A 13,812-nucleotide genomic window follows, 5' to 3' on the forward strand; every position below is an offset into this window, starting at 1 on the left:
GAGCTCCAAACCCGCCATCAAAATGGCACACTGCCAACGTCCAAAAAAATAGGTATTCTGTTTATATCCTAAACAGAATACCACGTATCCTATGTTTGTACTAGTCTATGCCAATGTTTCCAGTTCGCTTTCAGAAATCAGTACATCCCTCGGCTTACTGCCTCTTGATTCCGAAATGACACCGCTCTTTTCCATCATTTCCATCAGTCTTGCCGCACGGTTATACCCAATCCTGAACCGCCTTTGCAGACTGGAAGCAGAAGCTCCTCCCTGATCAATGACAAATTCACACGCTTCGAAGAACAATTCATCTTCTTCCTCCGTCACTTGCGCTTTCTTGATCAGTTCATCCTGCTGAAAGATATACTCGGGCTCACGTTGGTTCCTCACATGGTTGATGATGTCGTCTATCTCGTCATCTGAGACGAAGGTACCCTGAAGCCTTACAGGCTTTCCGGATCCATTCTCCAAGAACAGCATGTCTCCTCTGCCAAGCAGCCGCTCAGCACCGCTTCCATCAATGATCGTTCTGGAATCCACGCCTGAAGAAACAGAGAATGCGACCCTTGTCGGTACATTCGCCTTGATCAATCCCGTGATGACATCCACGGAAGGACGCTGTGTCGCGATGATCAAATGAATCCCGCAGGCACGCGCCTTCTGGGCAATACGGCATATTGCCTCCTCGACATCTGCAGGCGACATCATCATGAGGTCTGCCAGCTCATCGATGACGATGACCAAATATGGAAGGGTGTCATTGTATTGTTTATTACGTTTAGCCAATTCATTGAATCGCTTGATATCCCTCACACCGGTATGGGCAAACAACTCATAACGCCTTTCCATTTCCTCAACAGCCCACTTCAAAGCAGCCGTAGCCGCTTTTACGTCTGTGATGACCGGGCTCACCAGATGGGGAATTCGGTTGTAAGGCGCCAGTTCCACCATCTTAGGGTCGATCAACAGCATCTTCAACTCATCAGGTGATGCTTTGTATAAGAGACTGACGAGTATGGAATTGATGCATACGCTCTTTCCGGAACCCGTGGCCCCAGCAATCAGTCCGTGCGGCATCTTGCTCAAATCGGTTACTATGGGCTGACCGGAAATATCAAGTCCGAGGGCTGCAGTGAGCACTGATTCCGACTCCTGGAAGGCAGGGCTTGCGATCACCTCACTGATACAGACCGGACGGCTTTCCCTGTTCGGTACTTCAATCCCGATCGTATGCTTACCGGGGATCGGAGCTTCGATCCTGATATCTTTCGCTGCAAGGCTGAGCTTGATATCGTCAGAGAGATTCGTTATTTTATTTACCTTTACACCCGGCTCAGGCTGCACCTCGAACCGCGTGACGGATGGACCCTGGGTGACGTTGACCACTTTTGCCCTTACGTTGAAATTGTGCAGTGTCTCGTCAAGAAGGTTTTTCTGTGCTTCCAGCCACTCCCCGCTCAATTTCTTCGATACAGGCGGCATTAAGTATTCCATTTCAGGAAAAGTATAGCCTTTGGTGCGTTTCACCTCGGATGACAGCTCACTGTAGCTTTTAGCAGCATCCTCCCCCTGGATATCATCTGATCTCCGGCTGACCGGTGTGTTTTCAGGAAATGACGGTTGCTGCTCCACTGAAGCTATTTCCCTTTCCGGACCGCTTCCTTTCCTGGCTCCAGGCTTTTGGGGTTCTGACTTTCTTTCAGTAACAGCCTGTGCTCTGTGCCGCTGATTCATCTGCCTTTTGTCCTGCTTCAGCATCAGAACATTGAAAGGAAGGTGTGACCTCTTTCTTGGCTTAGGTTCTTCTTCATTTTTGGTTTCTGGATCATTCGCGTGCGTGTTTTCTTGAGTCTGCACTGCTGCAGGCTGTTTCATTTCTTCATGTCTTGTTTCAGCTTCCGGTTGATCCGTGTGCAAGGTTTGATCTTCCAGTTGGGCAGGCTCATCATCTTCTGCTTCAAGATCAGCCGATCCTTGCGGCCGTTCCTGAGTCTGCATACCTTGTGGCTGCATCAACTGGATTACTCCATCTTTCTGTTGCGCTTCTGTATGCCCGTCAGCAGGTTCTTCAGGCTTCTGCGATTCTTCAAATGCGGCTGCAGAAGTTATTTCTGATTGAAGACTTTCTGAAAAGGCTTTTTCAGTTGTCTCTTCCACGGAACCTTGGTTATATGGGCTTGTCCGTTCAGCCTCATTCTCCCTGAATGAAAATTCATTCCCTATCAGGGAAGCTTCAACCCCGGACCAGCTGCCGCTCTCTTGCATTCTCTCATTTTTTTCTTCCATTTCTTTTTCTTGTTTACTTTCTTTGACTACATGTAAATCACGTAATTCCGGGGGGTACGCCTCTTGTTTAACTTCCACTGCTTTCTCATTCCCGCTTTGTAAGAACTCATTCAGTTCAAATTCCACGTCACCCTTTTTTTCGGGTTTAACAGGTCTCGTCCTGAACCCGTATATAGGGGATGGGATCTCAGTAGGCTTGAACGGGCGGCTGTTTCCTTTCTCAACCTTTTTAGTCTTTGAGATCTTTTCACTTTTTTCGTAAGTACGTTCTGTCTGGGCAGGAGGTTTCGCTTTTTGATAGGCTGCGTTTTGCATCTGGCTTTTACGTGGCTTTCGCTGTATTTCCCTTACTTCCCCTTGTTGTGTCTCACTCTTTTCATTCTTCTCAGGCTCATGACGCTTTCTCACCGGACGCTGATCTTGCCGGTTTTCCCCGTCTGAAATGAGCGGGAATCTGAAGTTCCCTTTCGGATATTGATATGTCATCCTGGCTTCAACGTCCCTGGATTTGTTTACTGCTCTATTGTTTAGTATCCGCTTTTCAGGGCGGGGTGCTTTTTCTTCGACTTCTGCCTCTTCAATATATTCTTCAAATTGTTCGTCTTCATCTGATAGTTTATTGATGATTTTTTTAATCCAGCTCACGATTATCACTCTTTCCTTGATACTTATCTTTATTTTATCAGTTAAAGAGAAAAATTCGAGTGATTTCGATAGAATTAGAGAATTGTTAAGAGAATGTGTCGAAAGCAATATTGGTGTAATATTGTTTTGGTGGGAAAAGTTAGAATGAAGAATTAATGAGTTTGGTTTTTCTATACCGCAGTTGATTTCTGTGGAAGACTTCGCTTTTTGCGGGCAACCCGTGAGCCTTCAACGAAGTACTTATTTTGAGCTCTCAACTTATTGGGTCCTTTCATAACCGCTAATGATTTCCGTGCAAGATTACTGGGTTACACCTACTAAGTCTTCCTCCACTATCTTTCAACATTCTTCAAGTGCAAATCTAATCTCCATTTGGAGATAGACTAAAATTTTTCTTTGACTCCCTCCTTAAAATCCATCCTTTCTCAGCTGCTTTCATATTAAATGCAAAAAATCTCTCAACTCCTCTACTAGTTTTATAAAATCTACAATAATAAAAAACCCGAAGTCAATCGACTCCGGGCTTGATGGTAGTAATTTATCCTTTAAACGGCTGTCCGACTTCATAGTTGTCTTCGAGTACCAGGATGCCTTTTTCCTGGGGGGCGTTTGGCAGGTCGAGTTCTTTTGCTGAACAAATCATGCCTGATGAAGGAACCCCGCGCAGTTCTGCGTCTTTGATGACCATTCCGCTTGGCATGACGGCGCCTACTTTCGCCACGACCACTTTTTGTCCCTTGTCGACATTCGGTGCGCCGCATACGATCTGAAGGAATTCTCCGCCTACATCCACTTTGCAGATATTCAGTTTATCTGCATTCGGGTGTTTCTCTTTTTCAGCAACAAAACCAACTACGAATTTAGGCGAGAAATCTGCTTCCAGAATCTCATCAAAGCCGTTTTCCTTGATGGCTTTATTGATCTGCTCCAGCTTATCGTCGTTCATTTCAACTTGCCCTTTTTCTTGAAGCTCCAAATAATTGGAGGCATTAAACAAGTTAAAGCCGGCTGTTTCACCTGAATCTTTATCAAAGATGCGGACAGCATCTCCTTTCATCTCATGAGCCACTTTCCCTTCAAACCCGGGCTGCATCGTGATGATGAGGGTATCCCCGATTCCTTCAAGATTGTAAAATACGTTCATTTCATTTTCTCCCTTCACTTTTTACGGTTTTTAGCCAATATGAAGACCGGTTCCAAATCTCCGTCTTCATAGACAAATGATAACGCGGTGATCGGTACATTGCCGGTCGTGAAAAAGCTCATCGTCATCTGTGCAAGGACATCATATCCTGTTTCGTTGCGGATGTCACCAATGACAAGCACGTCCTGATGGGGGACAGACACAGTCATCTCCCCTTGTATATCACTGCTGACTTTCTTCAAGAAAGCATCATTCAAGATGCGGCTCGCATCGTACCCATCATTATTGTTCAAGAAATAAAAGACATTCCCGGCTACTTCGTCTTTTTTCATCTGTGTCGAAAGCCCTCTCACGTTGAACAGGGCCGTTTCCTTCATCTGTTCATGAGTCCAGCCTTCCTCTTTCAGCATATTCTCATCGATCAAACGATAGGTGGATCCAAGATCTATGGCGTAATAAATCCTTGTCTCCGCTGTATGTTCATCTGTTACAAGCGGGATGCAGTCATTTGATTCTGTCGCAAAAGAAGTTGACCGGATGACAGGGAAAACGTTTTTCTCTTTGCTTCCCATGTCCGATTTAGTCCCCATTACATTCAATGCTTCTTCTACGTAATAAACGACTTCATCAATGATGGATTTATTATTTTCCTTCCATTTAGAAACGATGGGAGGAAGTGCAACCGTGATCCCTTTACCGGTCTCGGTATTCTCAATCCGCAGGGAATCTTTATCCCGGTCATATGTAAAGGTGCGATTAGGCTTGTCCAGTCTTTCCTGGAGGATGCCTTTTAATTTTTTTATATCCATGGTTCCCCTCCTTCTTAAACTTGAGTATTCCCGTTCATATCTTATAAACTGCCACTTTTAACATTTTACAATAAAATCGTGATAATACAAAAGAATCAACAATAAAAAAGGGACATCCCCGAAAGAATATCCCTTCTTCATTATTAGGACAGTGAGTTCATGAACTCCTGTATTTCTTCTTTCGTTTTACGGTCCTTGCTTACAAAGCGGCCTGTTTCCTTTCCGTTTTCATAACCAAGGAAGCTCGGTATGCCGTAAATGTCGTGCTCTATGCAGATATCGATGAATTGATCTCGATCGACATAGATGAAGGTATACTCGCTATATTCACTTTCGATTTCCGGCAGGATTGGTTCGATGATCCGGCAGTCCGGGCACCAGTCGGCTGAAAACATAAAAACATGTTTTCCATTGTTTTTCAATTCATGGAATTCTTCCATCGTTTCAAGTTTGCGCATATCATTTTCCTCCTGTATCTATCGTCATTTGGTCCGGTTTGATCCAGCCAATTTTCCTCATATATTCAGATAGTAACAGGGAGATGACGGCAGGTCCAACGAAATGCAACAGCAGCACCTTTAAAGCTGTATCCCAAGTGAAACCCATAGTTTTGAATGTCATGATCTGACCGACGAGGCCGCTCGTTCCCATCCCCGCCCCGGCAGAATTGTTTTCCATGAGCCAGATCGTAGTCCCGATCGGTGCGAGGATCATACCTGCAATGGTCGGCGGAAGTAAGATACGCGGATTGCGGACGATATTCGGAACTTGCAGCATGGATGTTCCGATCCCCTGTGCCAGGAGCCCTCCTACTTTATTTTCCCGGTAGGAGATCACTGCAAATCCGACCATCTGGGCTGCACATCCGATGGTCGCAGCCCCGGCCGCGACTCCACTCAAATCAAGCATAAGGGCAATCGCAGCGCTGGAAATCGGAGCCGTCAACGCAAGCCCCATAAGTGCCGCCACGAGGATCCCCATAATGATCGGCCTCTGTTCCGTCGCCCAGCTGATCCAGCTTCCGAACATCGTCATAAAGTCACCAATTTGCGGTCCGGCGAAATACGCAACAAAAAAACCAGTAAAAATTGTCACAAAAGGCGTGACAATGATATCCACTTTCGTCGACTTGCTTACAAGCTTCCCAATTTCAGTTGAGACGACAGCGGCCAGGTAGGCACCGGCCGGACCGCCAAGGGAAGCACCCGCCGCCCCTGTCACCACGGCAGCAAACAGGACCAGCGGCGGCGCACCCAGTCCATATGCAATCGCGGCTCCGATGGCAGGTCCCATCAGCCCGATGGCGAGCGCACCCATATCGATAAAGAACGTATTGACCGCATCAGGCAGGAACACGGCCTGCTCCCCGATCGTCTTGATGATCAGTCCGATGATCAGCGAGCTGAAAAGACCGAGTGCCATATAACTAAGTGCATCTATGAAATAAACCTTTGCAGAAAACTTAACCCCTTTACTCTCCATGTAATTCTTCAATCTACATTCCCCTTTTCTATAAATAGAATCACACATTTACTAGTGTAAAGACACATGTTACTTTTGTCTATCATAAATTTCCTCCCAAACCACAGGTTAAGGGAAATCATGATAAATAAACGGTATTGAAGGGTGAAGAAGACTAGCGGGTCACATTTGTTGATGGAGGAGCCCGCCCGTTAATTACGGGGACAAGCTGCAAAGAGGATTCGACAAGTGGCACGATTATGGAGAAAGTGGCACAATTATCTGCTTTCAGGCCCAATTACCGAGAAAGAGGCACAATTATTCCTAATGCGGCACAATAAATATTCGCATATTTATATCCATGTTTTCTGAACATCTTCACCACTAGTTCAAAGTAGATTTTTGGATGAAAAGTAGTATAGGTTGAGCTGAAAATCAGACTTTTTTCTCTTTTTCACTGTAAAAATGCCTCCCCAATTGTTAATTGAGGACCAGCGGGATCAGCAGTCCGTAATCATCACAAATACCTTACTTTATAATTCCCAAATAATATAAAAAAACCGATCTTCCACTTAATTCAGTGAAAAATCGGCAGATATGATTAATTTTGTTTAACAGAGTCAGCTATTTCCATCATCATTTCGGCATGATCCGAAAGATCTTCCAAACTTGACTGGGTGGTTAATTTAGTGCCTCCCACTCCAACAATCAGCTCATACTCCTTTGAATCCGGCAATTTATTAATGACATAATATCCAAAACGATCATCTTCCTTGAAAGAATCATTTTGAACGATATTCTTCTCATCGCTGATAGCCATATTATATAGAAGCTCACTGTTTTGATCTTCCTCTGGGTTAGTGAATAGAATGAATGTATCAGAGCCTTTTGAAATGATGACATTATGTTCAGATTCCTTTTCAATCTTGGCTCCAAACGGGAGATAAAAGCTGAGGCTGCCCGCCTCTTCTTTCGCGTTCTTGTCTGTATTTTTGAACGTATCCTCCACGGTCTGGGCTGTCTGCTCTTTCTCTTCGTCTATTGTTGTATTGCATCCAGCTAATATAAGCACAAGAAAGAAGAGAACGATCGAAATCTTTGTTTTCATCCTCTTTTCCTCCTTTTCCTGCTTCGTCGGAACCCGCCTTCAAGTTTACCTGAAGGACCTACGCTAATAATACCGTCACAAAGTACCATTGACAACCCTTACACAAAGAAAAAACCTTAATTTAATGGCAGTGGAGGTTACTTTTCACCACCTGAGGGTATATATGATAAAATGACTAAAAAAAGGAGAGATACAATTGGAATTCACTGTTTATCTTGCAGGGGAAATACATAGCAGCTGGAGAGAAGATTTGAAGGAGGAAGCGAAAAAACTGGACTTGCCTTTGTCGTTTGTGGGACCGATGGAAAATCATGAACGTTCTGATCATATCGGGGAAGAAATCCTTGGCGAACAGCCTGATAAGATACTCCGTGATGACGCCGCATCTGCGGTCAATAATCTCCGCACTGAATTATTGATGAAGAAATCCGACCTTGTCATTGCGTTGTTCGGCGAAAAATATAAACAATGGAACACAGCCATGGATGCAGGTACAGCCCTTGCCTTGAATAAACCGCTGATCCTGATCCGCCCGGAAGAGCTTCATCATCCGCTGAAAGAACTGTCGAATAAAGCAAATGTAACGTGCACATCGATCGAACAGGCAACGAAAATACTTTCATATATTTTCGAAACTGAATAACCAGTTTATTCTTGTGCTGACAGTAATTTTATCTTTCTTTCATGAAAAACATGCCGCTATAATAGGATCCGGCATGTTTTTTCATGGTGAAACCAAGTTCTTCAGACCTAAATTATCTTACTATTCTAAAATAATAAAATATTAGTAAAATAAAAACATCTTATGATATACTTACTAGTTTTAAAAGTTTTTTTGACTTTATGAAAATATTAAAATATTATAGTAAAAGAACTAAGGAGGTTGTAATATGTCGTCAATCAATAAACAGAAAATTGTGGATAGTGTTCCCCAGAAAGGATTCTTTGGACACCCTAAGGGACTATTCACGCTATTCTTCACGGAATTTTGGGAGCGCTTTTCTTACTACGGAATGCGCGCAATCCTTGTATACTATATGTATTATGAGGTTTCAAAAGGCGGCCTTGGCCTAGAAGAAGGTACAGCTTTAGCAATCATGTCTATTTATGGTTCACTCGTTTATATGTCAGGTGTGATCGGAGGCTGGCTTGCAGACCGTATCTTCGGTACATCGAAAGCCGTCTTCTACGGAGGAATCTTGATTATGTTCGGGCATATCGCCTTATCATTCCCGGGCAGCCTGTCAATGTTTTTCGTTTCAATGGTATTAATCGTACTTGGTACAGGTTTATTAAAACCGAACGTATCTACTGTAGTCGGTGAAATGTATGCAGAAAATGATACACGCCGCGATGCTGCGTTCAGTATCTTCTATATGGGGATCAACTTGGGTGCTTTCCTTGCACCGCTTCTGACCGGGGCACTTATGAAGAGCTACGGATTCCACTGGGGATTCGCACTTGCCGCAATCGGTATGTTCTTCGGATTAGTCGTCTTCATGCTCACAAAGAAGAAGAGCCTGGGTCTTGCTGGTACTTATGTGCCGAACCCGCTTAATGCTGCTGAAAAGAAAAAATACGGTTCCATCACTGCTCTTGTCGTCATTGTATTGGCAGTTATCCTTGGAATCACAATTCCTAATGGAATGTTCACGTTAGATGTATTCATCAATTTAGTCGGAATTTTCGGAATCTTGGCGCCGACTATCTATTTCATTATTATGTACAGAAGTCCTAAAACAACAGCAACTGAACGTTCACGCGTACTTGCCTATATTCCATTATTCATCGCTGCTGTCATGTTCTGGGCAATTCAGGAACAAGGTTCTACGATCCTTGCTGCTTATGCAGATAAACGTACACAGCTTGATTTCATGGGAATCGAAATTTCACCAGCATGGTTCCAGTCACTTAACCCGTTATTCATCATTCTGCTTGCACCTATATTCGCCGGAATGTGGGTAAAACTTGGTGACCGGCAGCCAACGATCCCTCAGAAATTTGCAATGGGACTTCTTTTTGCAGGACTTTCATTCCTTGTCATCCTGCTTCCTGGTTATTTCACAGGGGAAGATGCATTGGTCAGCCCGTTATGGCTTGTATTGAGCTATTTCATCGTTGTCCTTGGTGAATTGATGCTGTCACCTGTCGGCCTTTCAGCCACGACGAAACTTGCTCCTGAAGCATTCTCGGCTCAAACGATGAGTCTTTGGTTCCTTGCTTCAGCAGGTGCACAAGCATTGAATGCACAGCTTGTTAGATTCTATTCAGCTGATTCAGAGATGCTTTACTTTGGTTCCATCGGAGGGGCAGCAATCGCATTAAGTATCATCCTCTTCCTATTGGCACCGAAGATCCAAGTGTTCATGAAAGGTGTAAAATAATCCAATGTTTAAGCCCCCTGATCCGTTCAGGGGGCTTTTGTTATAAAAAAAGACCCCGCGCCTATGAAAGCGTGGAGCCTTCTTACTTTTTACCAGAACCAGCAGCAGTTGCCGCGATGTCTTCTGCGGTCTTCAGCACCGCCGACATCGTCTCTTATATGACGGCATCTTCCACGGTTATCTTCCGCACCAGCTACATTGCCGTGCCTTCTGTTGCATCTTCCGCGGTTGTTGTCTTCTGCTCCGCGTACATCTTCATTTCTTCTTCCATGACACCTGCCGCGGTTGTTGTCCTCTGCTCCAGCTACATCATCATCACGTCTCCGGCGGCATCCTCCGCGGTCTTCAGCTCCTCTTACATCATCACGTCTGCCGCAATGCCCGAATAAGTCCCAGCAATTGTTACGGCGGCCTTCCACTCGATCATGTCTTCTGCATCCCATAAATCAAACCTCCCCTGCATAAGGATTATCAGTAAAAAAGCACTGACATATTTTATCTTATGAGGATGGCATTAGATTGGTATGGGCCAAGTAGTAGGAAGTTGATGGGGATCAGAATTGATTTTTCTTATATTTCCACTGACCGATCAATAACTGGACGACGTGAAAGAACATGACATCCCGTGTGACGAGCCCATCGGTGAATACACCAACCGCCCCTTCACTTTGACGGATACCTGTTTTAGAGGTGAATTCATCCATAAGCGGACCAAGTTCCCTTCCCTTCCTGAGCCCTTCAGCAATTTCTGTCGGCAATGAAATCCTGGCCCCTCCCGCAATGATTTCATTGCCGTTCCGATCAACCAGACTTCCCCAATTGCAGAGGAACATGCCGTATAAAGTTTCGGTCACCCCTCCTTCAAGGCCGATACCGATATCTGCATTCGTCATCCTCAATACGTTCTTTGCCCGGTTAAGAGCACCTTCGATCGTTTCCTGATCGGAAAAAGGCTGCTCACTTACATTTGATTCCGTTTTCAAGCACTGGAAACTAACCTCATTAATATGCTGTTGAAACCCTTTTTCAATTGCTTGTACTTTCGCCTTGTTTTTTGTCCCTATTGCGATTTTCAACAAATTACGATACCTCTTTTCTTATTACATCCCAATCCGGATTCCCTGCCAAAAAAACTGCCTCCGAAAGAGACAGTTCTTAGTTCAGACAATATATATTTAATCTTTGTAAGATAAACTCAATTATCCATTCCTCTTGATTGTGTCGATTGTGGAACGGTCACACTGTTTGACAAGTTTCACAATCAGTTCTTTTGCCGCAGCATAATCATCGACATGAATCATGGAGGCATGGGTATGGATGTAGCGTGAACAAATGCCGACCACAGCACTCGGCACCCCTTCGTTTGAAATATGTACTCTTCCTGCATCCGTACCACCCTGAGACACAAAATATTGATAAGGGATGTCATTGGACTCTGCCGTATCGAGAACTAATTCCCTGATTCCTTTATGCGTCACCATGGAACGGTCGAGGATCCGGAGAAGGGCCCCTTTACCAAGCTGGCCAAATTCATTCTTATCACCAGACATATCATTAGCAGGACTTGCATCAAGCGCAAAGAAAATATCCGGTTTGATCATATTTGCTGCAGTCTGGGCTCCGCGGAGGCCCACTTCTTCCTGTACTGTCGCACCGGAGTACAATGTATTGGACAATTCAGTGCCTTGAAGTTCTTTTAAAAGTTCGATTGACAGACCGCAGCCATAACGGTTATCCCATGCCTTCGCAAGGATTTTCTTTTCATTTGCCATTGGGGTGAACGGACAAATCGGGACAATTTGCTGCCCCGGCTTGATCCCGATTTCAAGTGCATTTTCTCTATCATCCGCACCGATATCGATGAGCATATTTTTTATATCCATCGGCTTCCTTCGCTGCTCTTCTCCCAAAAGATGAGGAGGGATGCTGCCGATCACACCGGTGACAGGCCCGTTATCCGTGATGATTTGCACTCGCTGAGCAAGGAGAACCTGGCTCCACCAGCCGCCAAGGGTCTGGAAGCGGAGCATTCCATTATCGGTGATGGAAGTTACCATGAAGCCGACTTCATCCATATGTCCTGCTACCATGACCACCGGATCATCCGCCCGGCCCCTTTTCACACCGAATACTCCGCCCAGGCGGTCCTGCACAACTTCATCGGAATACGAAGCCAATTGTTCCTTCATGAATTGGCGGACCGCATGTTCATTCCCGGGCGCACCAGGCAACTCAGTCAATGTCTTAAATAAATCCAATGTATCTTGTTTCATATATTCTGCCCCTTTTTTAAAAAAATTCAGTTATGTATACTTTCATTTTACAGAACTTTCTCACGTCTTACCACCAATTAAGACAAAAGCAGTTCTCTTTTTTTCAGATTCTTTGTTAGAATGTACCTATATACAAGTTTGTAATCAAGGCTGTGGAGGGATAAAGATGAACTGGAAGTCATTCATTTTAGGAGTCGGCATCGGCGCTGCGGGCGGGTTATTAGTTAGCGGTAAGCTAAAGGAAACAAGCCTGGTTTCAGCCGAAAAAGTATTGAAGGATGTAAAACTCTCATTTAAAAAAGAAGGGAAGGTCGACGGGTCGTGGATTTCCATGAACCCGGAAGATTATCAGAAACACTCCCTGTCAACAAAGATCTATAAAGGCGGGGTTTCTCGAAGGAGCGAAGGCCGCCTGGAACAGTACGAATTCATTGCGGATGCCTTCACCGGGACTGTTATAGATGTATACCCTATATCTTGAATAGAAAAAACAGGATGGCAGCTGTGTCATCCTGTTTTACTTTCATTATCATTTTCTAGGCACTTCTTCGACGATCTCCCCGTCCCTGTTCCACTTCAATGCTCTGTAGACAGCATCGTGATAAAACAAGAACCACCACTCATTTTCGATTGCCTGATTGATCCACTTATCTTTAGCGTGGATCGATGTCATCGGATAATCATCATAGGCAAGCACCCAGAGCGGGTTCTTATGGGCATGGGTCGGCATGATATCCGCCATATGGATGAATGTCTCGCCGCCGTGCTCGATGACGATGATCGAATGTCCGTCACTGTGACCGCCCGTATGGATCATGCGCAGTCCCGGAAGCACTTCCTTCTCTCCTTCGAACGTCTTCACCTGACCTGTGATGCTCTCCCAATTTTCTTTCCAATATGTATTTCTTGAGCGGATATTCGGCTCCCTCATCTCATCCCACTCAACCTTGGACGTATGGATTTCTGCATTCGGAAATACAGGAACCAGTTTATCCCCTTCATATTTCGTCAGACCGCAAGCATGATCGAAGTGCATATGCGTCATCAAGATGATATCGATATCGGAAGTCGTTAAACCGAGCTTCTCCAGGGATTCTTCTATCGATGATTCCTCGTGCACACCATAATTCCTTTTCTGCTTTTCATTTAATTTTCCTTTTCCGATTCCCGATTCAATGAGTATGTTTTTACCTTGGTATTGAAAAAAGAGGGGATCGGTTCGCAGCTCGATCTGGTTCAACTCGTTGACTGCATATTTTTTTGACCAAAGAGGTTTCGGCACCACTCCGAACATCGCTCCCCCATCCATGTGGGTGACGCCCCCATTCAGCCAGTGAAATGTTAAATCTCCTGATTTCAATGATTCCATCTTGTCTATTCCTCCTTTGTTCGTACGGTTTCATTTTATCAGAATTTACGGACGACTTGTATAGATAAGGCTTCCGTTAAACTCGGGCAGTGAAATCCACACTTGGAACAGGACTGGCACGAATAAAGAAAATTCTACAAGCGGCGAATTAATATAAAAAGTGGCACAATTATCCTGAAAGTGGCGCAATTATTTTGAAACCGGCTCAATAATCCTTATAAGCGGTACAATTACCGCTTCACGGGCCGATGGGGGATTGAGTACCCTTCAATAATTTGGATTTCCTTCATAAAAACCAGGCCAAACAAAGTTACTACTGCTATAATCATCAAA

General features: G+C 44.6%; 13 protein-coding genes. 3 read left to right on the top strand and 10 right to left on the bottom strand.

Annotated features, from left to right (window positions below):
- Positions 1–105 precede the first annotated feature (105 nt).
- From BHE18_RS14355 to BHE18_RS14380, 6 genes are all read right to left on the bottom strand, one after another.
- Positions 106–2,931 (bottom strand): DNA translocase FtsK, encoded by a 2,826-nt coding sequence (locus tag BHE18_RS14355; RefSeq protein WP_071619224.1) that lies wholly within the window; start codon positions 2,929–2,931, stop codon positions 106–108.
- A gap of 538 nt (positions 2,932–3,469) precedes the next feature.
- Entirely contained in the window at positions 3,470–4,075 is a 606-nt protein-coding gene (gene ytpR, locus BHE18_RS14360) for a YtpR family tRNA-binding protein (protein ID WP_071619225.1), read from the bottom strand.
- 14 nt (positions 4,076–4,089) lie between these two features.
- The gene (locus tag BHE18_RS14365) at positions 4,090–4,884 is read right to left on the bottom strand and encodes a DUF1444 domain-containing protein (RefSeq protein WP_071619226.1); all 795 of its coding nucleotides are present in this window, start codon (positions 4,882–4,884) and stop codon (positions 4,090–4,092) included.
- A gap of 143 nt (positions 4,885–5,027) precedes the next feature.
- On the bottom strand, positions 5,028–5,342 hold the full coding sequence (locus tag BHE18_RS14370; RefSeq protein ID WP_071619227.1) for a thioredoxin family protein: 315 nt from the start codon (positions 5,340–5,342) through the stop codon (positions 5,028–5,030).
- 1 nt (position 5,343) lies between these two features.
- Positions 5,344–6,378 carry a PTS transporter subunit IIC gene (locus tag BHE18_RS14375; protein ID WP_071619228.1) on the bottom strand — a complete coding sequence of 345 codons (1,035 nt, stop codon included), beginning with the start codon at positions 6,376–6,378 and terminating at the stop codon, positions 5,344–5,346.
- 568 nt (positions 6,379–6,946) lie between these two features.
- Entirely contained in the window at positions 6,947–7,453 is a 507-nt protein-coding gene (locus BHE18_RS14380; protein WP_071619229.1) for a hypothetical protein, read from the bottom strand.
- Between the two features lie 196 nt (positions 7,454–7,649).
- On the opposite strand from BHE18_RS14380, the gene BHE18_RS14385 reads away from it, so the two are divergent.
- Complete coding sequence (locus BHE18_RS14385) at positions 7,650–8,096, top strand: YtoQ family protein (RefSeq protein WP_071619230.1); 447 nt, start codon at positions 7,650–7,652, stop codon at positions 8,094–8,096.
- A 247-nt stretch (positions 8,097–8,343) separates the two neighbouring features.
- A complete protein-coding gene (locus tag BHE18_RS14390; RefSeq protein ID WP_071619231.1) occupies positions 8,344–9,837 on the top strand; it encodes a peptide MFS transporter in 1,494 nt (497 codons plus the stop codon).
- 89 nt (positions 9,838–9,926) lie between these two features.
- Here BHE18_RS14390 and BHE18_RS22935 read toward each other — a convergent pair whose 3' ends face one another.
- The 3 genes from BHE18_RS22935 to BHE18_RS14405 all read right to left on the bottom strand — a co-directional run bounded on the left by BHE18_RS22935 (position 9,927) and on the right by BHE18_RS14405 (position 12,110).
- On the bottom strand, positions 9,927–10,280 hold the full coding sequence (locus BHE18_RS22935; RefSeq protein WP_141771879.1) for a hypothetical protein: 354 nt from the start codon (positions 10,278–10,280) through the stop codon (positions 9,927–9,929).
- A 111-nt stretch (positions 10,281–10,391) separates the two neighbouring features.
- Positions 10,392–10,916 (bottom strand): DUF84 family protein, encoded by a 525-nt coding sequence (locus BHE18_RS14400; RefSeq protein ID WP_328585886.1) that lies wholly within the window; start codon positions 10,914–10,916, stop codon positions 10,392–10,394.
- A gap of 120 nt (positions 10,917–11,036) precedes the next feature.
- Positions 11,037–12,110 (bottom strand): M42 family metallopeptidase, encoded by a 1,074-nt coding sequence (locus tag BHE18_RS14405; protein ID WP_071619233.1) that lies wholly within the window; start codon positions 12,108–12,110, stop codon positions 11,037–11,039.
- Positions 12,111–12,276: 166 nt separating this feature from the next.
- Here BHE18_RS14405 and BHE18_RS14410 point away from each other — a divergent pair, with 166 nt between their 5' ends.
- Positions 12,277–12,591: a peptidase M4 gene (locus tag BHE18_RS14410; RefSeq protein WP_071619234.1), complete on the top strand. Its 315-nt coding sequence runs from the start codon at positions 12,277–12,279 to the stop codon at positions 12,589–12,591.
- A gap of 48 nt (positions 12,592–12,639) precedes the next feature.
- On the opposite strand, the gene BHE18_RS14415 is transcribed toward BHE18_RS14410, so the two are convergent.
- Positions 12,640–13,479, bottom strand: a complete 840-nt coding sequence (locus BHE18_RS14415; protein ID WP_071619235.1) for a YtnP family quorum-quenching lactonase — start codon at positions 13,477–13,479, stop codon at positions 12,640–12,642.
- Positions 13,480–13,812 lie beyond the last annotated feature (333 nt).

The organism is Rossellomorea aquimaris, from assembly GCF_001877785.1.
Classification (GTDB): domain Bacteria; phylum Bacillota; class Bacilli; order Bacillales; family Bacillaceae_B; genus Rossellomorea; species Rossellomorea aquimaris_A.